The following is a 20918-nucleotide window of genomic DNA, read 5'->3' as shown; positions in this document are numbered from 1 at the left end:
CGTTGCGACATAATCTTGTGCGGAAAGATAGCCGTTTCTAACTATATTCGCACGATGTTCCATCCTGGAAAGAAGAATAACTCCAAAGTATAGTATTCTTTAAAATCCATTAATTATCAATCAATCGAAAAATACTTTTCTGTATGCCATGAAGATATAAAAAACGCCGCCTAAGCCTGATGGGGCCTTGGCGGCAGTACTCAAAAACCAAAGACATCCTTATACAAATAGTCTTAGCGCTGATAGTGCTGTCATGCAGATAATCAGATGCCTGAAAAATTTCTCATTTATTTTTTTAATTATAAAGAATCCTAAAACCGCTCCCAAAGCGATTATTGGTGTCATCACCGCCGTTAGTATGAATGACCGTAGCTCTATATTATGCCATGCAAAAATCTGAACGGGAACCTTGATGAAATTTATGATGAAGAAGAACCAGGCATTAGTTCCCATGAAATCATTCTTCTGTAATCCGAGCGCCAATAAGTAGACGCTAAAAATCGGACCGGCGGCGTTTCCAATCATGGTAGCGAATCCGCTTAAGATTCCCGCTGTTATATAGAACCATGTCCCCGTAGGCACTGTAAAGTTCTTCCCCATCTTTTCCGTGTACATTAAAATCCCTAAGCAGAATATAATAATGATTCCGATCAAGATGATAAATACCTGATCATTGATAACTTTTCCAACGACAGCACCAATGAACAGGCCGATCAAAGCCCAAGGCAGAGGCGCAAAAACCTTTTTCCAATCAACACTCTTGCGATAGGACCATACAGCAAACACATCTCCGACTAACAGTATCGGGAGCAGAATCCCTGTGGAATCCTTCCCACCAAAGGCACTCGCGAGAATAGGTATCACGAGCATTATCACACCGTTAATCCCTGTCTTTGAAAAGCCTACTAAAAATGCAGTTATAATCACTACTACACATTGTATCCGGGACAAGTCTAACATTTGTAGAAAATAATCCATATTAAGTTCCATTTATGTGTATTAGCCTCCTGAATTCTTTCATCCTTTCATGTCAAGGATAACTTCAAAAACAAGCAAGGCACCCTACAAAATCAAGCTTAGGGTGCCTTGCTTGTGGTCAAACTGGTAATCACTTTAACTCAAAAAAAGCATAATCCTTTAGCATAATACTTAATGTATTAGGTCATTCGATTGGTATTGCCCCATTCACACATGGTATCAAGAATTGGAATTAAGGATTTGCCGCGCTCGGTTAAGCTGTATTCAACCTTAGGCGGAATTTGAGGATATTCCTCCCGATGCACAAGCTTGTCAGCTTCTAATTCCTTCAACATTGTACTCAATGTCTTATATGATATTGTTTTGATATATTTCCTCATTTCATTAAATCTTACCACCTCAAACTCCATCAAACAATATAATATTACCATTTTGTATTTTCCATTTATCAGGGATAAAGTATAGCTAAATCCTGTCTTTTCCAAATCTTCAGCTTCTGAAATACACGAAAAACTCATTTCACACTCTCCTTTGGGTAAGTACTAAACCTTAATTATAGTATTGAACATTAATGTGCGTACTTGAATAACAGCTAGTTTATAATAAAATTAAAGCAAACATACCGATTGGTGTCAACATTATATTGCAATTAACACCGCTCGGTTTCGTCATCAATCAATTGAAAGAAGGTAGATTATATGAAAAAAAGTAAAAAAATCGTTATCATAACCGGCAGTCCGCGAAAAAACGGCAATAGTTTTGCTATGGTGGAGGTATTCACGAAGGAGGCCGAAAGGAACGGTCACAGTATCACGCGCTATGATGCAGCCGATATGACTATTAAGGGCTGCACCGCTTGCGAAACCTGTTTTAAGACAGGTAAGGCTTGCAGTTTTGATGATGATTTTAATAAAATAGCCCCTACAATTGAAGAAGCTGATGCAATTGTTTTTGCCACACCGCTATATTGGTTTACATTTCCGGCAAAAATTAAAGCCGTAATTGATAAGTTTTACGCTTTTCTAGTTAGCAAGAGAGCTGTTGGAAATAAGGAATGCGCACTCATTGTCTGCTGCGAAGATAATGATCTGCCTATGTTTGACGGAATCCGCTTTGCTTACAAGCAAACCACTGACTTACTTCAATGGCAATCAGTTGGTGAGGTTTTAGTTCCATCGGTTGCCGCACCTGGTGATATTCACAAGACAAACGGGATTGAACAAGCCATAGCATTAGCAGATAAGTTCTAAGACAAGGAGGAGCATTTTAACTGGGTATCAATTGAAGTAGTGAAACCAAGAGAGACTGACTAAACACCTGTGTAAATGGCAATAATCTCCACATACAACAAAAGTGGAGGTTATGAAATGAAACAATCGAAAAACATTCTTACTGACAAGGAAATGGAACTGATCAGCCTACTGATGCAAGACTGCCAAAGCACAGGGGATATTCAGTCGAAACTAAAAAGACTGTTCGCCGGAACCATCGAGCAGATGCTGGAAGCCGAGATGGAAGACCATCTGGGCTATGAAAAAAACAGCATTGAGGGAAACAACTCTGGCAACAGTCGCAACGGCTATAACCGTAAGACGATCATCAGCGATTACGGCGAAAGTGAAATTGCCGTACCTCGCGACCGAAACGGCGAATTTGAGCCGAGAATTCTGGAAAAACGGCAAACCCGAACCGATGAAATTGAACAGAAAATCCTGGCTATGTATTCCAAGGGAATGAGTCAGCGCGATATTGAAGATAATCTGCGGGAGATTTACGGAGCAGAGATCCCCCAGACACTGATTTCCAAAATCACCGATAAAATTCTTCCCGAAGTCAACGAGTGGCAAAACCAGCCACTGGAGTCGCTCTACCCCATTATTTACTTTGATGGGATCGTATTCAAAAGCCGCAAGGACAGCCAAATCATCAACAAATGCGTCTACTCGGTGCTGGGCATCGATATGAACGGACAGAAAGATATTCTGGGCATCTGGATCAGCGAAAACGAGAGTGCAAGTTTTTACGCCTCGATTTGCTCCGACCTTAAAAAGCGTGGCGTACAGGATATTTTCATCGCCTGTCATGACAACTTGAAAGGACTTGGTGAAGCTATCAACGCGGTGTTTCCCAAGACGAAACAACAATTATGCATCGTCCATCAGATACGGAATTCAACAAAATTCGTACAGTACAAGGACAGAAAGAGCATCTGCGCTGACCTGAAGAAAATCTACGGTGCGGTCAACCTTGATGATGCGGAGTATGCCAAGGAGGAATTCAGGGAAAAATGGGATAGAAAATATCCATCGATCCTGAGGTCATGGGATGCCAATTGGGCAGACCTCACCACATTTTTCAGCTATCCCGAACAAATTCGGCATTTGATTTATACGACCAACGCCGTGGAGGGGTATCATAGAATGGTGAGGAAATTTACGAAGACCAAATCCATTTTCCCTACGGATGATTCCATCCGGAAAGTGGTCTTTCTTTCGACGAAGGAAATCACGAAAAAATGGACGCAGCCTTCAAGAGACTGGCCCATGGCGTACAGCCAGATGATGATCTTCTTTGCAGACAGGATTACAGCGTAAGGTGTTGAGGGCTCTGCCCTCAAACTCCCGAGGTTTATCCGCTTAGAGCTTACCGATGAACAAAAAACGGCGGAAGACACTCCACCGTTCATCGTATAAGCCGCGATAGGCGTTGGGTCGCTCCTCAGCGTTGCCCGATTTATACCGCAACCATAGTATTGTCAATCGTCTGGATGATTATTCCATTTACACTGAAATAGATTCACACCCAACCAAGAGGCTTAGTCTTTAGGTCATTGAAGCCGACCTAAAAACTTAGCCTCATAATTTCATATTAAATTTTGTTCAAATAATAAACTTTTTCTTACTTATCTAAGTTTCATCTTTAAAATTGGGAATGAATTACCCTGTTCGTCAAATTCTGTACGCTCATATACCACAAAGCCAAAGCGTTTATAGAAATCCACTGCATGAGGATTTTGCTCATTTACATCTACATATGACACTTCATGCTCATGAATGGCCTTTGTAACAAGATTTTTCCCTATACCTTTGCCAATACAAGCTGGTTCAAGAAATAACATTTCAATTTTTCCTTGGGCTATCCCCATAAAGCCTATGGGCTTCTGATTCTCATACGCGACAATTAGATTGTCAACTTCTTTAATTCCTGTTTCTACAAAAGAACGTAAAGCAATGATGTCTCTTTCATTTAGAAACATATGAGTAGCTTTTACAGATGCTTCCCAAACTGAAGCTAATTCACTTATTAACTGCTCTGTTCTATTCGGATTTTCAACAACCATTTCATCGCTCATCTCCATACCTTCTTGTAAATCTGCTATGTCATCTTGTTTGGTGATACCATTCTAACGCTTTTCTTTCTAATTCCTTAACGAAGTTATCTTTACCATCACAATAAGCCTCAATGTCCAAAGGAAACATCGTAGCTAATCTGCTTTTTAATTCGCCATACTCAAGCGCATCCTCTGGGTGTGTTCTTAAATAATCGCGAACAGCTAAATGTCTTTCAATATCATTAGTATTTCTTTTTTCGAACACATGAATTTGATGGGTTCTGTCTTCCAGTCCTTTTCTAAAATATCTTCTGCCAACCATACCGAATTCACCTTTTGGCTCGTAACCCAAAGCTTCAAACTCTTTATTATATTCATCAACTTTCTTAATGTCCTTTACTACAGGCATAATATCTATAATTGGCTTAGCTTTCAAATTCACCACTGATGTGCTTCCGATGTGGTATATATCAACTAATTCATTCCCGAGTATGTTTTTGATTTTTTCAGCTTCTTCCTGATATAAATTAGCCCATTCGCTATTATATTCTACAACTTCGACTTTCATAAACAATCTCCTTTTTCGGGTTCTAGGATTTTGCCGAAAAGCAATGCATCATAATATTTATCTTCTATAAAATAGTGGTCTTTTAATCGTCCCTCTAACTCATACCCATTTTTTTTAAGTATATGGGCAGAACCAATATTTGCATCCACTACACTGGCATGGAGTTTGTGAAGATTAAGTGATGTTAAGGCAAAATCACTCATTAGTGTAACACTCTCTGTGCCATAACCCTTGCCCCAATATTCTTTATTAAAAATATAACCAATTTCAGCATGGTTTGCTTTTTGGTTAAAGTTAAAAATCATGGCGGTCCCAATAACTGCTTGGGTTGATTTTAGAACAATAGAGGCATATAGATGAGTACCTGCTGACTCACGTTGTATCATTGTTTCAATGTGTTCACGAGTTTCCTTCAAGGTATTCATTAAGTTCCAGCCGATAAAACGTGAAACCTCCTCATCTGACGCATAATTATGTATATCCTTAGCATCATTTGTACTTAGAGATTTAAAGCAGATATTTTCACCTTCCAATGAATGAAATAAACTTGTGTTCATCTTTTCTCTCCTTCAACTTCCTCTTGCTTTGAATATTAATGCTATTTTACGCTCTTGCCACCTGGTTTTACATAGCCTATATTAAATAAACTTTTTTCATGTGGAGTCCTCCCCCTCTGTACATCACTGGGTTAAAACTAAATATATATGAACTATTCGCATTGCTAAATCTCAAAAATTGATGCCCCCTTTACTACCTTTATCCTCGTGCTTATTATTTAACCTTTTATTTACAAACTCAAAGAAATACACTATCATTTTGGAGCAGATAAGTCCCAGCATAATCCCTGCAATTATATCTGCAGGATAGTGGACAAATAAATACATCCTCGAAAAAGCAATCAGCAAAGCTAACATTACCACATAAACCCTGTATTTCCTCATCATTTTGGAAAGTACCCCTGCTGCTGCAAACGCTGAAGCTGTGTGCCCCGATGGAAATGAATAGGTTAGGGGCTTTGATATTAATAATTGAATCGCTGGAACAACAGTAAAGGGCCTTGGTCTCTGTACCAAATGCTTCAAGAGCCCCTCCCCCAAAATTGAACTTAATAGCAATGCGCAAATGACCATCGTCCCTACTTTTCGATATTCTTTGCTTGCAATTAAAGCCACCGCTATGATGATCCAAATCAGTCCCTTATCCCCTAAGAAGGTTATAATGGGCATAGCTTTGTCAAACAAGGCATTTTGTGTATAATCGTGGATTAATTTAAGCAGATTCATATCTATTTTACCAAATAGCTGCATCATGATGAGCGTCTCCCCTTAAATTGGTCTGATAGGCAAGTACGTCTGGATGATAGTCCATATGCTTCCAATGCTTCTCAACGTGATGGGTTTCTCAAAAGCTGTTCGTTTAATCTTCCTGCTGAGAGCTGTTGGGCTACAAGCTTATTTTTGTAGAAAAACTCTTCCTTTTGCAATAACCCGGCCAAATTCCCTTGAAAATATGTTTTATATCGGAGGAATTCATTTTCGTACTCATAATCGGAAAAAAGGTTCCCCTGACAGTTCATCAAATGTATGCCTCTGGCTTCTTTTAGAAATGCATATATCGCTTCTGCAGACATAATAGAGTCTAGATTTACATACCCGATATAGTCGCAGGACCAAATGGGCAATTTAATTTGATCCACATAGATATATTCAACGCCGCTATATGGGTTAAAGCCCTGATATGCATCTGTGAAACTATAGTTATCAATGGGAAGGGTAAATTTCCAATCATACAAATCTGACTTTACATATGGATTATAGTCAGTGCTTTTCCTTGCGTAGCATTCATACCGTCCTTTAATAAGAATTTGCATGAGCCTATCCTGTGTGATCATTGATTCCTCCTACTCTGTCTCATCATTGACTGCTTCGACTAAAAATACGACTGGTCTGATACCATCAGTGCAACAGAGTATCTGTACCCCGTCTTGATTGTTCCACGGTTTATAGGTTGCCCCTGCAGAGAGTGCATTTACACCCCGATAAATGTCAATCCATGCCCAGGGGCAAAATCCTTTCGGTATTTCAGCTCCTCCTTCATACAGGAATATATCTCCTTCGTTCATCAAGGGGCAGGGACCGACATTCTTACCTCCCGTTAAATATCTGTCCGCAAATTCAGGATAAAATTCTTTTCGAATAACTGTAATCCTAACCTTCTTCATTTGTTGTCACCCCCGAATTTCCCCAATTAACATCTTTTTTGTTCGTAATTACTGCGAATTAATATTAACAAAAAAGACGGTGAATAGCATAAAACAAGCCTCTCAGCTTGTTTCTTCTGCGTTGGGTTTTTCCCCGTTCAATCTGTGCCGGAGGCTTTATCCTCCATTCTTGTTGACAATAATTAGTATATCATAGGTTCAGTAATCCTAGGAATAACCTTTTCCCCTGTGACCCATTATTGTTGAAAGCAGCTCACCGGCAGCATCCAAGGAGAATATATACTCCTTTAAAATACCCTCTTTACCTGATGGTGAAAAAGTGCTATCTTTGAAGTATAGAATATCATTCTACACTTGGAGCTGATAAAATGGCGTATAAAACCCCCAAACATATTCAGGAGAAAAAGGATGCCAAGAAACATCATATTCTCGATACCGCTTTAAAGTTATTTGCGCTAAAGGGTTTCGAAAACACCTCGATTCAGGACATTTGTCAGGCAGCGGAGGTATCTGTGGGGTCAATGTATTTTTATTTCCCCAGCAAAGAACACATTTATGAAGAAGTATACTCCCGCATCAACAATGAATCTCTCCAGCACTTGGAACGGGCTATCGATGGTGTTGCAAATCTTAAGGAAATCATTCAAAGAGTAATCGAAACAATCGTATTGTCTGCTCTACCTGACCGTACAGAAGCACAGTTTTTTCTTGCCAATAGAACCATGAGCAATCTAAAAATTAAGCGTGACGATTCCTTGCAAGAGTTCGCCCGCTGGTTTAAGACCGTACTTGATGAGGCTGTTGAGAATGGGGAATTCAATCCTCAAAATACGGAACTGGCTGCAGTAAGCTTTATTTACGGCACATACCAGAGCGTCCGTTACTGGAATGTTTTTCAGCTTGAGACATCTCCGGAAGAGATGATCGATACCCTTTACACTTATCACAGCAAAGGTCTTGGCTTAGAAAACTGCACACAAAAGTGAGGGAGCAACCCATGATGTTTATTAAAGAATTTGGGCAAATCGATATCAACAGTATTCAGGAAGTCGGAGGCAAGGGCGCTAACTTAGGTGAAATGACTCAAGCCGGACTGCCCGTTCCGCCGGGCTATTGCATCACCGCCGAGGCTTACCGTCAATTTGTGAGCCGGGCGGGCTTAGATGAGCTCTTAGCTCAACTTGCCGAGCCCTCAACTATGAAGAATGAGGATATTGCTCTCCTTTCCCAGGAGATTTCCCAACGCATTCTGGAAACTCCCCTCCCGGAAGAAGTGGCGCAGGAGGTTGTTCAGGCCTTTACCCAAGTGATCGGCCACGGGTCTCTGGTTGCGGTCCGTTCCTCGGCCACAGCGGAAGACCTGCCTGAGGCCTCCTTTGCCGGGCAGCAGGAATCGTATCTCAATATCCCCCTGTCTGAGCTGAGCAATCATATTAAGCTGTGCTGGGCTTCCCTTTGGACGGAGAGGGCCATTCATTACCGCATAAATAACAGCTTTGACCAGCGCCAAGTTTTTTTGGCTGTTGTCGTTCAGCAGATGGTGGACTCGGAAGTTTCCGGAGTCGCCTTTAGTGTCAACCCTTTGAATGCCAAGGAAAATGAGATCGTCATCGAATCTGTCTGGGGGCTTGGGGAAGGTATCGTTTCGGGTAAGGTAACCCCGGACCACTATGTGATTAATAAACAAAATGACCCTATCATCCGTTACATCATCGCTGACAAAGAAAAAATGGCAGTGCACCCTTTGAACGGGCCTGGTACAACTTTTGCTGAGGTTGCAGAGGATCAGCGGCAAAGGAGTTCGTTAAGCAAAAAGGATATCCTGGAGCTTACGGAGCTGATTAAACGAATAGAGGAACATTACCAATTCCCTCAGGATATTGAATGGGCAAAAACAGGCAACCGTTATTACATTCTTCAAGCGCGCCCGATCACTACCCTGCATAAATCCACAGAGCAAGTTGATGAGCATATAGGAGAGAGTGAATTCTTTAACTTTGATCCGGAGCTTGAGTGGACAAATCTCGGCGGAGTCAAGGAGCGGTACAATAAGCCGTCCTCGGTCCTGGGCTGGTCGATTCTTGAACCTTGTGACACTGAAGGAGGGCTGTATGCCTACCGCTCAATCAGCAAAAAGGAACTTCCCTCTCCCATATTTGCTGCCAATATCTATGGTTATTTATATCTCAACTTCACCAACCTTAAGTCCCTTCAACCGCTAAAAATGCTCGAGCCCTATTCTTCTGTCCCGGATTGGCAGCAGTTCGCACCAAAGCGGACCTGGTTCAAGGAACTTACCCTCACCATCGGGTCCATAAAAGCCGGGAACAAACTTATAAACTCTTTGGCTAAAGCTTTTTATGCCATGCTGCCCGATTATCTGGATAATATAGACAAGCATAAAAAGACGGATGTCAAAAGCCTGACTATGCCGGAACTCCTGGATTATATCAAGAATAATCTGGAGCTGGCCAAACAGTTCTTTCAGCTTCAGCTGCCCAGCTTATCTGTGACCGAGGCTCTATATAACATGCTGACCGGTTTCATGAAAAAGTGGCTGGGAGACGAGGATTTATCCTTAAGTTCCAAGCTGGTCTCAGGCCTGCCGGATAATCTGACAGTCCGGACCAACAACAAACTATGGGAATTGACTGAGACCGTTGCCTCATCGCCTTATTTGCGGGAATTATTGGCACAGAGCACTATTCCCGAGTTTTTAAGCGGGTTGGATGATTCTGCAGAGGGGAAAGCTCTTAAAGCCCAGTTAACTAATTTTCTACGGGATTATGGGCATCTCAATGTAAACATGGATATTGCCGAAGACTTCTGGTGGGAAAACCCGGGGATCATATTAGCCATGGTGAAAGGCAGCCTTACCGCTGACAAACGGATTAATCCGGAAGAAAGGGAGCAGCAAAAGCAAAAAGAGCGGGAAGAGACTGAAGTCTTAGTCCGTAGCAAACTAAATTTTGTGCAGAGGGCGATCTTCGATAAACTACTTAAATCCACTCAATCCTATATGCTTCTGAGAGACAACCGCCATTTTTACGTCACCATGCCCTTCTCCTTAATCAAAAAAGCTGTGGTCACCCTTGCGGAAAGACTTACAGCGCAAGGATATTTGCTTGATCCACGGGATATCTACTATTTGACACTGGAAGAGCTCGAGGGATTGCTGTCCCACAGGCTGGCCTGGAGCCAGGGCTATGAAAAGATCAACAGAAGGAAATCGGCCCCCCGAGTTGCGCTTGATGATTTACCATCCTTATTTAAAGGCTGGCCCAAATTAAGCGGAGATGCAGCAGCCAGGCAAACGGGTTCTGTCCCATCAAAAAACAGCGGGCGGGGATTTGCTCTTAAAGGTGTGGCAGGGAGTCCGGGGCAGGTGCACGGCCAGGTCAAAATAATTTATTCTCCCTCCGATTTCTCACGATTTCAGGCCGGAGATATCCTGGTTGCAGAAAATACCGATCCGGCCTGGACCCCGTTGTTCTCTATTGCCAGTGCGGTAGTAACTGAACATGGCGGGCTCTTGAGCCACGGAGCAATCGTCGCCAGGGAATACGGCATCCCTGCCGTTCTGGGGGTGAAGAACGCTACCAAAATCTTCAGGGATGGACAAACCATCACTGTGGATGGTAAAAAAGGTGCTGTCTATCTTGAGTGATAGCAGTGATTATCCATTAGTACATAACCATTTTTCTTGATTCGTTGTATTTTTGCCCAGTATACTATTTTAAAACACAGTTCATCCTACATGGAGAACTGTGTTATTTTATAGTGTTTCCTTGTAGTTGATTTTTCCCGGATTCAGGCAGAAAGCGACGATGTTCAACTTGCCTAAGAAACGGTTTTATATCAGGCCAAAAAAATGGAGGAGTTTATAGGAAGGTATTAAGTTTAAACTCATTCCGCTGTAATAGCGCCATTCTTTATCTAATCGGAGGTTATGGATATGAATGAAAAAATAATCATTGGCAGAGGAACAAAATACCCTTTGAATGGGATTTTGTCGTTGCCGGATAATTGTTCTTCACGGGTTCCAGCTGTGGTACTGGTGCATGGCTCCGGTCCTGCGGATATGGATGAAAGCATCGGCGCGAATAAGCCGTTTCGCGATATTGCCGAAGGGCTGTCCACTAAAGGAATCGCCGTACTCCGCTATGACAAACGCACAAAGATTTACGGAAAACAGATGCTGAAAGCAAGCCCCGGCGATGTGACTGTGAAAAGCGAGACCATAGAGGACGCCATTCTTGCCGCCGAACTGCTTAAAAATGACGGCAGAATTGACCCCGACCAGGTATATATTTTGGGTCACAGCCTCGGAGGTATGCTCGCGCCGCGTATTGACGCGGAGGGCGGCGATTTCGCGGGTATCATCATATGCGCAGGCTCGCCGCGCCTTTTTAGCGATATTTTGTTGAGCCAAAACGAAGATATGCTCGGCCAACTCCCAAAGTTGCTGCAAAGAATCGCGAATAAGCAAATCACAGGGCTCAAAGCCAAATTCGCTGCCATCGCCGGTATGAATGAAGAAGAAGCAAAACAGATGAAGGTTTTTGGCAAAACCTATGCATGGTATTTTAAGGAGATGGATGCCCATCCTGCTGCAGATTACCTTTCCAAGACGGAAAAGCCCGTTCTAATTTTACAGGGTGACAAAGATTTTCAGGTCTCCACGGAAAAGGATTTCGCACTCTATCAGCAAATCTGCATCGATAAACCTAATATCTCTTTCAAGCTTTACCCCGGACTGAACCACCTGTTTATGAAGTCGGTTTACGGCAGGGTCAAGGATTTCAAAAAAGAGTACAAAATCCCTCAAAAAGTGTCTGCAGAGGTTTGGGCGGATATTGCAGAGTGGATATTGAGCCAATAAAAAATAGATGCCCCGTTTATCTCATCGTCAGTCGGTCTTGGTCGATGAACAACGGGGCTTTTCTACATCGACGCATGGGTTAATCAGCGAAAGCCAAACCACTTACTCCAGAAACCAACAAAAACATTGATAAACAGGAATGGTGTGCAGTATAATATCATTGGAAGACTTTAAATTATGTTTATGTTGGTTCTACAACAACATTCACAAACCTCATCTTCTCACCAACACTAACACAAACAAACAAAACAAACGTCTACATTTAGTTGAATATTCCCGAACTAATCGGATACCAGTCAATCGCGCTGGTTTTGACGGTAAATTTAGATTAAAAACTGAAAAACGATCTCCGAGCCGGAATGAACCTAAAGAACAATTCTATGGACACCGGACAGGGTCTAGGCCCTCGGGGTATACTTGGAAACAGGTATGCCTTCACGTTTGAAAAGGAGGTGGATTAAAGCCAACTGTATCTAAAATCAGTTATGGCTCCGCTTTCTATTGGCGGAGCCATTATTTTTTTATAAATTTTATAATTGTTAGGTGGTGAACTTCATTGGCAAGTATAAAAATGAAACAAGTCATGGAATTTTTTGCGGAGAATTATGATATAAACCTCAATGATGCTGAAAAATATTTCATGGCCATTGTTTCTGTCGGATTGTCTTTAAATAAGGAAATGAGAAAAGATATAGCTTCAATCTATAATTAGAATAAATTAATGTTTTTTGAAAGCGTTAAGAATTTTCAGGATACCTTATCAGAGCAAAGCAGATTTTATGAAGCACAAATCAATGAGTTAAATAAGGAGATCGACAGACTTAAAATAAACCTGGATACTGAAATGAAAAATAGAGAGGAACTTTTTCAGCTTCGGGAGTTTTTCATCGATCTTAAGAACGATTATTCACCCACAGATACCTCATTGGATCTATCGAGGTTTATCGCCAACAAGAAGCTCTTAATCATCGGCGGGACCCCAAGTTGGAGAAAACGGTTAAAGGCTAAATTCCCCACCATTCTTACCGTAGATGGCTTTAATGACAAGATTGAACTGAGAAGTTTTGGTGAGGTGGATTTTGTTCTCTTCTATTCAAGATATATGAGCCACAAAACCTACTATAAAACCGTCGATTTCATCAGAGCGAATGATATTCCGGCAGGTTATATTGGTAAAACAAATATGGATTTAGTCGAATTTGAAATAGCTGAAGAATTAAACAAGCGATTAGCGGCTCATTAATGGATTTTTAATCATGTTCTCGGTTTGAGCATAAAAAGACGGTATGAATCTGTACATTTCATCAAAATGTTCAGGTCTCATACCGTCTTTCATTTACTGTGGAGATAATGGGACTCGAACTGTTTTACATTAAGGAAGCGTAGTGTTCCCATGAATCTTCAAATTCGTCTTAATCCTGGGCGGATACTCCTTCAGCGTCGTCGCCATGTTGGTCGCGATCTTCAAGGCCTCTTTTCTGTTTCTTTCCTTCTTCACCGGGTCTGTTCTGTCCAGGGCGACAAGGGTTTTCAGCAACTCTGCGTAAGCGTTGAGGATGTTATCACGGTGCATAGCGTATTGGGTATCGTACCTCTCGCTGTCGGGATGAACACTTTCGGCAGGCCGCACAGGTTTCGGCATGATGACTTTCGTTACGACTGGAATCGGTTCCGCGGCCCTTTCCAACTCTTGTTGCTTGCCAGTTTCCAGTCCATTCCAAGGCTCCTGAATCTTCGCTGTCCCCGGGCTGGCTTCGCTGTTTTGGTCATTTTCCTCAGACGCCTGCTTCCTTTCTTTGACGGTCTGCTGCAATTCGCGGGCGGACATAGTTTCCACCCCGTTGTCTGCCACAAATTGCTCCCGTTCTTCATCCGGGACTCCAAAGAGGATGAGTCCCTGCATATAGCCCAAATGATGCAGCGCTGCAACATTTGAACTGTCTTCTCCATCGGGTGAGGTAAGTTTGGGACCGTATTCCCGGTAGGTTTTCATCAGTCTGGCCGCCGTGCTGCGGGAATAACTGACTGATTCCTTAAGCCAGTTGATCCACTCCCCATGGGGTACCAATTTCTTGGCCTCCGTCAGACGCCGCCCAATCTCGACGGCATTGACCAGCAGCATTTGACCGCTTTGTTCCTTAATCAGATTAATCTCGGACGCGATTTGCCCAGGCGTCCGGGCGGATATTACATCACTCATATTATGACCCATCCTTATCCGGCATGTCTTTTTCAGACTACGCTATAGAATATGCCGGGCCTCCGGACAGGTGTGCATCAGAAGCAATCTTATTCAATTCGTCTGTAACCATGATACAGGATTGACTATTCTTCTCAGATAGCTCCCTTGAATTCCATCAGTTTCAGGCTTTCTTCCAGACTGAGCCTTTACAGAAGGGATTTCTTTAGGCTTAGAAACAACTGTGCCGTCCAATTGCTTGGTGAGATTGCCAACTCCCGCTGCAGGAGTTGGACATAACGATCATAATGCCTAATAAGCGCGGGCAGGTCGTTCTGCGCAGCGTAAACTTGCATCAAAAAGCAGTGGGACTCTTCATCCAGTTCATTTATGGCCACAAGTTTTTTAAAGACTTGCAGCGCTAAGGTCAAATTCCGATTCTCCAAAAGGTATCGGCCCAGCTTTTTAGCAAAGCTGCAATAAATATCCCATAATCTCTCTTTTTCTGCTAAGGACCATTGGTAATCCTTATCTCCAAAAAGTTCTCCGGCAAACAAGTTAACCGCTTGGATGGCTTCTTCGAGATTAGCCTCCGTGATCCTCTGCAGGGTACGCACTTTGTTTTCGAACTCGATGAAATCAATATAGAAATCCTTCGTTTCCATGACATAGCTCTCATTGGAGACCACGATGGCTGATCGTTTTCCATATTGCTCTAATACTTTTCGTAATTTATAGACGGTGGTATTAAGGTAGGTTTCCGCATTCTGAGGGGACATGCCATGAAAAACATCTTCCATGATTCTCCATTTGGAGGTCAATCTTTCTCGGTTGATTAAAAGATAGGCAAATAACTCCTGCCCTTTGGATGAATTAATCATCACAAAGTCATGGTTAGTATTTCTAAGATCCAGTCCACCTAAACAATAGACGGATAGGACATTAGAATGTTGAACAGGTTTCAGCGAGGAAATCTCGGAAGCCTTGCGCTGCAGGGCGCGGCTTACCGTCCTTTCAAGCCTTTCCAGTTGGACCGGCTTGACGATATAGTCAAAGGCCTGGACTTCAAAGGCCTCCAGGGCATAATCTTTATAGGCGGTCAAAAAAACCACATACAGGTCTGGGAATTCCGCCAGGATTCTCCATGCAAAATCAAGTCCGCTTTCCTCCGGCATTCTGATATCCACAAAGGCCAGATCCACAGGATTGTTCTTAAGAAAATGATAAGCATCTCCTGCGCTCAGGAATTCACCTACGACCTCCACCCTGGGGATCCTAGCCAGCATTTTGTTCAGAATAAACAACGTAGGTTTATCATCGTCGATAAGAATTGCCTTCATTCTTCTCCCCCTACAAGAATTGATTTTCCGGATGTTGAGAGAGAAAAACTAAACGTGCTTCCTTTTCCCGGTTCACTCTCAACCCATATCTCCCCGCCGTGACTCTGCACGAATTCTTTACAGAGCATAAGTCCCAGTCCTGAACCCTTTTCACCTTCTGTTCCTCGGGTTGATAGGGTGGGTTTCTTAAATAGGGTTCTTAAATTTGCCGGGTCAATCCCTATTCCGGTATCAGTGACTGAAATAATCACATCGGTTGCGGATGAGTGTGCCTGAATGGAGATTGTCCCGCCTTTTGCAGTATATTTAAGCGCGTTGTCCACGAGATTGCGCAGAACAAATTCGATCAAATCACTGTCTGCATAGACATTCATGGTGGCTCTGATCCTGTTTTTGACTACTATCCCCTTCCCTTCCGCTCGTTTGGCATAAATCTCAATGGCTTTTTGAGTGTTCCGATACAAGTTGATCAGGGAAGGGTTTAGAATTACGTTCTCTTTCTGTTGTTGAAACCACTTCAACAAATTTTCGACCATGGTATAGGTATATTTCACCTGTTCCGACACTGTCGTTAAAAGGTGGTGATATTCAGGGTCATGTTCCTTTTCCTCAACCAATTCCAGCAGGCTGACCAGGGTTGCGATGGGGTTGCGGATATCATGGATAACCGCCTGAATGAGCTTATCCTTTGTCATATTAAGCTCTGCCAGATTCTGTGTCACCTGTGCCAGTCGCTTACGAAGGATTTGATCTGTGATGTCCAGGGTAAAGAATATAGCATAGGTCACGTTTCCTCTTTTATCATAAATAGGAGTCCCGTTAAACAGAAAATGAGTCTCACCGGTTTTCCTCTTCATCATAAAGGGATATTTGGATACTTTCTCTCCCCTGAGAACTTTTATCTCCGGGATATCACAATAGTCCATCTCTGTTCCGCAAGCAGAAAAATACAATCCTTTCCTAAAGGCCGAGCCAATCGTGAGATCGGCATCTGCTTCGACAAATTGGAGTTTGACGGCCTCGTTATATAACACGTAATTGCCGTTCCGATCCACAATGGATAACAATGCCAGGTCCGATATCGTGCTGAAAATCGTCTCCATTTGCTGCTTAAGCAGCTCCAACTCGTTTTCAACCTGTTCTTCGGCCCATTCTGCACCAGCGGCGTCCTGGGCCCGGATTCTGTTGTTTGTAATATCCGTAAGAACCGAAACCGTTCCGTTTTTCCGGAAATTATATCCTTGAAGAGGATACACTTTTACCCGGAAGAATCTTGCTTTCCCCCAAGTCAAAAGATCAATCTCAAACTCATCTTCATGTACATTCTTACAAGCAGATTGCCATTGGGGCCAGGCAGAGAGCACCCGCTCGATGTTCTTTCCGATTACATTGCGCTTTACACCGATAATGTCGTAGATAAGCCTGTCTACGGCAATATTATTATCAACGACTCTGCCCTGTTCATCGATGATGATTATCCCTTCCTGAATCGCATCGATTGCTGCTGCTCTTGCCATGGGCAGCCATGGAAACAAACGATACCTGGATATACCTAAAAAAACACCCATGCCTGTAATAGACATAGTGGGCAGCATTTGAATTCTTTCGGCAGGGTCAAGAACGGTTTCTATGGCCAAAACAACTATTCCGACATCTTGCATCCTATACCCATAGATAATTACCCCTATTGTAACGATCGCAAAAAACAAGGTTAACGGCTGATGAAATTTCACTGAAACAAACTCCAATCTAACTTTGGAATCCATCACTCAAATCAGTCTGACGTTGTCAAAAATATACAGTTTAAAAGGATGTCTGCACTATATCGTAGCATCACACTTTGGTTTTGCATAGCCATGAGCAATTAATGACTCATGGCTTCCCTCTTTTTTAGGAAGCTTCGCAAAAAAATTCTTCCGAAATTCATGGTACTAAGGCAATTTCACATGGGTTGTCATAATTCTATCAGATCGCTATAGTATCATGTTACGAAAAAGATCTTTTATTGTCTATTAATGCAAATAAATGCAACCTAATTGTGTGTTTTGAAAACTTTTAGGGAAAAGTATGTGCTTTTTCTGGAAAGGTGATGGAAATGTACGAAATGTATTACCTTGCTTTCAACAAATCGTTGGCACCTATGTTATTCGCCGATCCCAACACAGGAAGGATCTTCGATGTCAATCAAGCCTTTCTTGATCTGTTGGGTTATCCAAAGCATGAAGTCATGGGCAAAACGGCTTTTGAGCTGGGATTATTATCAAAAGAAGGCAGCTGGCCCATATCCATCAAAACAAAAAACGGCTCCTTAAACTATGGGATGGCTTCAGCAAATAATTTATTGCATAACGAACAAACGATTCGCTTTATGGTTCTACAGGAACAAACCGATTTACCCAAATCCGATTTGGTCCGGCAGGAGAGCGAGAACGGCAACTTTACCCTTGAAGAAATGCTGACTCAAACCATCAGCCTCATCTCCAAAATCAGTGAATTTCGGGACCCCTATACTTCAGGACACCAAAAAAGGACGCAAAAACTAGCCTGCGCCATTGCCTCGGAGATGAAACTTTCCGTGGAAGCGATCAATAATCTTTCCATGGCTGCTGCGATACATGATATCGGAAAAATATATATCGGCACCGATATTTTGAACAAACCGGGGGCGTTGACCCAACTTGAGTATCAGATGCTCCAAACCCATGTGGAAGTCGGTTACGAAATTATTAAAGATTTCAAACTTCCTTGGAAGATCCCTAAAATCGTCAGCCAGCACCACGAACGGTTGGATGGCTCAGGGTATCCCAAGGGCCTGACCTCCTCACAAATCTTGCTTGAAAGTAAAATCCTCGCCGTGGCAGATGTTGTCGAAGCTATGAATTCACACCGCCCTTACAGGCCGGCCCTCGGGATCGAGGCTGCCTTTCAGGAAATCTGCAGTTTTAAGGGTAAAAAATATGATTCTGAAGTTGTTGAGCATTGCGTGAGACTTTTTAAAGAAAAACACTTTGACTTTAGTTTCAGCAGTTGACTATCTGCCGACTCAAAAGCACGCGATGCAAATTCACTTCAAAATATGACTTTTATGAGCAAAGGAGGGATACCGTACATGCAGGTTGTCGTATTTAAACTCAATGATCAGGAGTTCGCCTTCAACATCCAATCGGTCAAAGAAATCATTAAAATAACGACTATAACTCAGGTTCCAAATGCCCAGGAGTATGTCAAAGGCATTATCAATCTCAGAGGAATGGTTACGCCGATTATTAACTTATCTGAGAAATTCGGCCTTAAGGAGAAACCGATTACCGATCATTCCCGAATCATCATTCTTAATATTTCCGAAAGTACGGTTGGCGTTATCGTCGATAGTGTCACCGAAGTCTTAATGTTCAAGGACGAAGATATTCTGGCCCCCGAAGACGAACTGTTGGTCGTTGAACAATTCATTTATGGCATTGGAATGCTGGCAGATCGATTGCTGATTCTTTTGAAGCCTGAGGAGATTCTAGGAGGAATACCTCAAGGCGCTTAATTTCTTGACATGCCACCTTTATCTGTGAATTTCAGAAGGGAGTACAATAATGAAAGCTTTACTCAATCTCAAGGTAGGAACCAAAATAATCACTCTTGTGATGTTAATGGCAGTCTTTCTTTCCGTGGTGGGTTACACAGGATATTACAATAATCTGAAGTCCAATGAAATTATCAATACGCTGTACACCGACAAGCTTAAATCCATATCTTTGCTTAAAGAAGCTCGGGCAGTTAACCGTAACGTTCAAGGCATGTTTTACCGGCTGCTGACCGCTCCTCTCACTCAAGCTGAATACCTTGAACTGAAAACTGAGATGGAGACTCAAATCAATCAATTCAATGAAAACTGGACTAATTATAAGCAGACCAATCCGGATACTTATGAACAGGATAGATTCCCAACCTTTGAAACAGCGTTGGAGCAATATCGGGCCGAGCGGGAAAAGGCGCTGGCCATTGCCTCAGCAGGGAATGGAGAGGAAGGATTCAGGTATTTTACAAGCGAAGTCACCCCCCATATGGAGAAGGTTAACTCCATCCTGCTGGAAATATCCGATTACAACGATCAGACATCCAAAGAAATGATGGATCAGGCCAATGAAGATTTTAAAAGTTCTACTCGGACCATAATCATCGTCTTAGCCGCAGCGGTATTGTTGGCAATCGCCGTTGGCACGTTTATAGGAAGACTTGTTTCAGTACCCTTAAACAAGGTTGTGGCCAATGTCAATGAAATTGCCCGGGGCAATCTTACCGTTGAAGAGGTAAGGCTGGATACGAAAGATGAAATCGGGATCTTGGCCAAGGCGGTAAACCAAATGGCTGCCAATCTTAAGAACCTGATCCAACATGTCAGTGTCTCGGCGGAACAAGTGGCTTCTTCCTCAGAAGAACTCTCGGCAAGCTCTGAGCAGCAGGCACTTGCCACAAGCCAGGTCGCTGCAGCCATTACGGATGTGGCTACCGGTACGGAAAAGCAATCCATGGCCATTGATGAAACTTCCACGGCCATTGAACAGATATCTGCAGCGATTCAACAAGTAGCCGCAACCAGCAGCGAGGTGGCAGAGCAAGCCAGCAATACTTCCCTGTCCGCCAAAGATGGTCAAAAAATAATTGACCAAGCGATAAAACAAATGAATAAAATCGGTCATGCTACAGACGTCACCCAAGGAGCCGTTGACAAACTGGCCCTGGGCTCACGAATGATCGGCGAGATAACGGATGTGATCTCCGACATTGCCTCTCAGACTAATTTACTGGCTCTTAATGCCGCAATTGAGGCTGCCCGTGCCGGTGAGCAAGGCCGCGGTTTTGCGGTTGTTGCTGAAGAAGTAAGAAAGCTGGCCGAGCAATCTTCCAAGGCAGCGAACCAAATCGCCGAGTTAATCAACGAAAATCAAGCCAATATCAATAACGCTGTAACTGCCATGCAGGCTGGAAATCAGGATGTGAAGAATGGAATTGAAATGGTCTCTTCTGTCGGTGCGACTTTTGAGCAAATTGCCGGCTCAGTCAACGAATCCGTCAGCAACATCCAGGAAGTATCCGCCAGTGTGGAGGAAATGGCCAGGGGAAGCCAACAGATCGTCAATTCCATCAACCAGATCGACACGATCAGCAAACAAAATCTCAGCCAAAGCCAAACCGTTTCAGCGGCCACCGAAGAACAAAGTGCTTCCGTGGAGCAGATCTCTTCTTCCAGCCAGAGCTTAGCGAAAATGGCTCAGGATCTTCAGATTGCTGTGAGCAAGTTCAGCGTCTAGACAAAAACAGGCGGTGGAAATACTAATCACTGACACCAATTCATTAAAGGGTTGGTGTTATTTTTATGCAATCGGAGTACTCAGATATTGAATAAGCCGTCACCCCTGTGACGGCT

General features: G+C 42.9%; 21 protein-coding genes and 1 riboswitch. Of the genes, 10 read left to right on the top strand and 11 right to left on the bottom strand.

What is annotated here, in order from left to right:
- Positions 1-219: 219 nt before the first annotated feature.
- Entirely contained in the window at positions 220-990 is a 771-nt protein-coding gene (locus DESDE_RS07280) for a sulfite exporter TauE/SafE family protein (protein ID WP_014793396.1), read from the bottom strand.
- A 167-nt stretch (positions 991-1157) separates the two neighbouring features.
- Positions 1158-1496, bottom strand: coding sequence for a winged helix-turn-helix transcriptional regulator (locus tag DESDE_RS07275; RefSeq protein WP_014793395.1), 339 nt, complete (start codon positions 1494-1496; stop codon positions 1158-1160).
- Positions 1497-1676: 180 nt separating this feature from the next.
- On the opposite strand from DESDE_RS07275, the gene DESDE_RS07270 reads away from it, so the two are divergent.
- Both DESDE_RS07270 and DESDE_RS07265 read left to right on the top strand, forming a co-directional pair.
- Complete coding sequence (locus DESDE_RS07270) at positions 1677-2228, top strand: flavodoxin family protein (protein WP_014793394.1); 552 nt, start codon at positions 1677-1679, stop codon at positions 2226-2228.
- Between the two features lie 153 nt (positions 2229-2381).
- Entirely contained in the window at positions 2382-3572 is a 1191-nt protein-coding gene (locus DESDE_RS07265; protein WP_085938409.1) for an IS256 family transposase, read from the top strand.
- A 308-nt stretch (positions 3573-3880) separates the two neighbouring features.
- Here the strand turns inward: DESDE_RS07265 and DESDE_RS07260 are convergent, their stop codons facing one another.
- The 6 genes from DESDE_RS07260 to DESDE_RS07235 all read right to left on the bottom strand — a co-directional run bounded on the left by DESDE_RS07260 (position 3881) and on the right by DESDE_RS07235 (position 7098).
- A complete protein-coding gene (locus DESDE_RS07260) occupies positions 3881-4330 on the bottom strand; it encodes a GNAT family N-acetyltransferase (RefSeq protein WP_014793392.1) in 450 nt (149 codons plus the stop codon).
- A 28-nt stretch (positions 4331-4358) separates the two neighbouring features.
- Entirely contained in the window at positions 4359-4877 is a 519-nt protein-coding gene (locus DESDE_RS07255) for a GrpB family protein (protein ID WP_014793391.1), read from the bottom strand.
- Positions 4874-5434 (bottom strand): GNAT family N-acetyltransferase, encoded by a 561-nt coding sequence (locus DESDE_RS07250; RefSeq protein WP_014793390.1) that lies wholly within the window; start codon positions 5432-5434, stop codon positions 4874-4876. The genes DESDE_RS07255 and DESDE_RS07250 overlap by 4 nt, the downstream gene beginning before the upstream one ends.
- Positions 5435-5605: 171 nt before the next feature.
- Positions 5606-6187 (bottom strand): phosphatase PAP2 family protein, encoded by a 582-nt coding sequence (locus DESDE_RS07245; protein ID WP_014793389.1) that lies wholly within the window; start codon positions 6185-6187, stop codon positions 5606-5608.
- A gap of 74 nt (positions 6188-6261) precedes the next feature.
- Complete coding sequence (locus DESDE_RS07240) at positions 6262-6768, bottom strand: DUF5680 domain-containing protein (protein WP_014793388.1); 507 nt, start codon at positions 6766-6768, stop codon at positions 6262-6264.
- A 9-nt stretch (positions 6769-6777) separates the two neighbouring features.
- Positions 6778-7098 (bottom strand): TIGR04076 family protein, encoded by a 321-nt coding sequence (locus DESDE_RS07235; protein WP_014793387.1) that lies wholly within the window; start codon positions 7096-7098, stop codon positions 6778-6780.
- A 368-nt stretch (positions 7099-7466) separates the two neighbouring features.
- Between DESDE_RS07235 and DESDE_RS07230 the strand changes: the two genes are divergently transcribed.
- The 5 genes from DESDE_RS07230 to DESDE_RS07215 all read left to right on the top strand — a co-directional run bounded on the left by DESDE_RS07230 (position 7467) and on the right by DESDE_RS07215 (position 13223).
- The gene (locus tag DESDE_RS07230) at positions 7467-8084 is read left to right on the top strand and encodes a TetR/AcrR family transcriptional regulator (protein WP_014793386.1); all 618 of its coding nucleotides are present in this window, start codon (positions 7467-7469) and stop codon (positions 8082-8084) included.
- Positions 8085-8095: 11 nt separating this feature from the next.
- Entirely contained in the window at positions 8096-10765 is a 2670-nt protein-coding gene (locus DESDE_RS07225; protein ID WP_014793385.1) for a PEP/pyruvate-binding domain-containing protein, read from the top strand.
- 288 nt (positions 10766-11053) lie between these two features.
- Positions 11054-11980: an alpha/beta hydrolase family protein gene (locus DESDE_RS07220; protein ID WP_014793384.1), complete on the top strand. Its 927-nt coding sequence runs from the start codon at positions 11054-11056 to the stop codon at positions 11978-11980.
- A 335-nt stretch (positions 11981-12315) separates the two neighbouring features.
- A riboswitch (molybdenum cofactor riboswitch) is annotated at positions 12316-12448 on the top strand.
- An 88-nt stretch (positions 12449-12536) separates the two neighbouring features.
- Positions 12537-12692 (top strand): hypothetical protein, encoded by a 156-nt coding sequence (locus DESDE_RS22480; protein WP_019849939.1) that lies wholly within the window; start codon positions 12537-12539, stop codon positions 12690-12692.
- 9 nt (positions 12693-12701) lie between these two features.
- Entirely contained in the window at positions 12702-13223 is a 522-nt protein-coding gene (locus DESDE_RS07215) for a hypothetical protein (protein WP_019849938.1), read from the top strand.
- Between the two features lie 129 nt (positions 13224-13352).
- On the opposite strand, the gene DESDE_RS07210 is transcribed toward DESDE_RS07215, so the two are convergent.
- The 3 genes from DESDE_RS07210 to DESDE_RS07200 all read right to left on the bottom strand — a co-directional run bounded on the left by DESDE_RS07210 (position 13353) and on the right by DESDE_RS07200 (position 17232).
- A complete protein-coding gene (locus tag DESDE_RS07210) occupies positions 13353-14180 on the bottom strand; it encodes a DUF3102 domain-containing protein (RefSeq protein ID WP_014793383.1) in 828 nt (275 codons plus the stop codon).
- Positions 14181-14368: 188 nt separating this feature from the next.
- Entirely contained in the window at positions 14369-15499 is a 1131-nt protein-coding gene (locus DESDE_RS07205) for a response regulator (RefSeq protein WP_014793382.1), read from the bottom strand.
- Positions 15496-17232 carry a sensor histidine kinase gene (locus DESDE_RS07200; RefSeq protein WP_014793381.1) on the bottom strand — a complete coding sequence of 579 codons (1737 nt, stop codon included), beginning with the start codon at positions 17230-17232 and terminating at the stop codon, positions 15496-15498. Before DESDE_RS07200 ends, DESDE_RS07205 begins: the two co-directional genes overlap by 4 nt.
- 356 nt (positions 17233-17588) lie before the next feature.
- On the opposite strand from DESDE_RS07200, the gene DESDE_RS07195 reads away from it, so the two are divergent.
- The 3 genes from DESDE_RS07195 (at position 17589) to DESDE_RS07185 (ending at position 20802) form a co-directional block, all read left to right on the top strand.
- On the top strand, positions 17589-18530 hold the full coding sequence (locus DESDE_RS07195) for an HD domain-containing phosphohydrolase (RefSeq protein WP_014793380.1): 942 nt from the start codon (positions 17589-17591) through the stop codon (positions 18528-18530).
- 78 nt (positions 18531-18608) lie between these two features.
- A complete protein-coding gene (locus DESDE_RS07190) occupies positions 18609-19034 on the top strand; it encodes a chemotaxis protein CheW (protein WP_014793379.1) in 426 nt (141 codons plus the stop codon).
- Positions 19035-19083: 49 nt separating this feature from the next.
- Positions 19084-20802 (top strand): methyl-accepting chemotaxis protein, encoded by a 1719-nt coding sequence (locus DESDE_RS07185; RefSeq protein WP_014793378.1) that lies wholly within the window; start codon positions 19084-19086, stop codon positions 20800-20802.
- The last annotated feature ends 116 nt before the right edge of the window (positions 20803-20918 follow it).

The sequence above is a fragment of the Desulfitobacterium dehalogenans ATCC 51507 genome (assembly GCF_000243155.2).
GTDB lineage: Bacteria > Bacillota > Desulfitobacteriia > Desulfitobacteriales > Desulfitobacteriaceae > Desulfitobacterium > Desulfitobacterium dehalogenans.
This window is presented reverse-complemented; position numbering and strand designations above follow the sequence as displayed.

Coding starts and splice junctions, on each gene's coding strand:
- DESDE_RS07240 (WP_014793388.1), bottom strand. CDS start 6,768: ATGATCACACAGGATAGGCTCATGCAAATTCTTATTAAAGGACGGTAT.
- DESDE_RS07250 (WP_014793390.1), bottom strand. CDS start 5,434: ATGAACACAAGTTTATTTCATTCATTGGAAGGTGAAAATATCTGCTTT.
- DESDE_RS07220 (WP_014793384.1), top strand. CDS start 11,054: ATGAATGAAAAAATAATCATTGGCAGAGGAACAAAATACCCTTTGAAT.
- DESDE_RS07225 (WP_014793385.1), top strand. CDS start 8,096: ATGATGTTTATTAAAGAATTTGGGCAAATCGATATCAACAGTATTCAG.
- DESDE_RS07215 (WP_019849938.1), top strand. CDS start 12,702: ATGTTTTTTGAAAGCGTTAAGAATTTTCAGGATACCTTATCAGAGCAA.
- DESDE_RS07260 (WP_014793392.1), bottom strand. CDS start 4,330: ATGAGCGATGAAATGGTTGTTGAAAATCCGAATAGAACAGAGCAGTTA.
- DESDE_RS07280 (WP_014793396.1), bottom strand. CDS start 990: ATGGAACTTAATATGGATTATTTTCTACAAATGTTAGACTTGTCCCGG.
- DESDE_RS07265 (WP_085938409.1), top strand. CDS start 2,382: ATGGAACTGATCAGCCTACTGATGCAAGACTGCCAAAGCACAGGGGAT.
- DESDE_RS07275 (WP_014793395.1), bottom strand. CDS start 1,496: ATGAGTTTTTCGTGTATTTCAGAAGCTGAAGATTTGGAAAAGACAGGA.
- DESDE_RS07190 (WP_014793379.1), top strand. CDS start 18,609: ATGCAGGTTGTCGTATTTAAACTCAATGATCAGGAGTTCGCCTTCAAC.
- DESDE_RS07210 (WP_014793383.1), bottom strand. CDS start 14,180: ATGAGTGATGTAATATCCGCCCGGACGCCTGGGCAAATCGCGTCCGAG.
- DESDE_RS07205 (WP_014793382.1), bottom strand. CDS start 15,499: ATGAAGGCAATTCTTATCGACGATGATAAACCTACGTTGTTTATTCTG.
- DESDE_RS07245 (WP_014793389.1), bottom strand. CDS start 6,187: ATGATGCAGCTATTTGGTAAAATAGATATGAATCTGCTTAAATTAATC.
- DESDE_RS07270 (WP_014793394.1), top strand. CDS start 1,677: ATGAAAAAAAGTAAAAAAATCGTTATCATAACCGGCAGTCCGCGAAAA.
- DESDE_RS07185 (WP_014793378.1), top strand. CDS start 19,084: ATGAAAGCTTTACTCAATCTCAAGGTAGGAACCAAAATAATCACTCTT.
- DESDE_RS07255 (WP_014793391.1), bottom strand. CDS start 4,877: ATGAAAGTCGAAGTTGTAGAATATAATAGCGAATGGGCTAATTTATAT.
- DESDE_RS07230 (WP_014793386.1), top strand. CDS start 7,467: ATGGCGTATAAAACCCCCAAACATATTCAGGAGAAAAAGGATGCCAAG.
- DESDE_RS07235 (WP_014793387.1), bottom strand. CDS start 7,098: ATGAAGAAGGTTAGGATTACAGTTATTCGAAAAGAATTTTATCCTGAA.
- DESDE_RS07195 (WP_014793380.1), top strand. CDS start 17,589: ATGGAAATGTACGAAATGTATTACCTTGCTTTCAACAAATCGTTGGCA.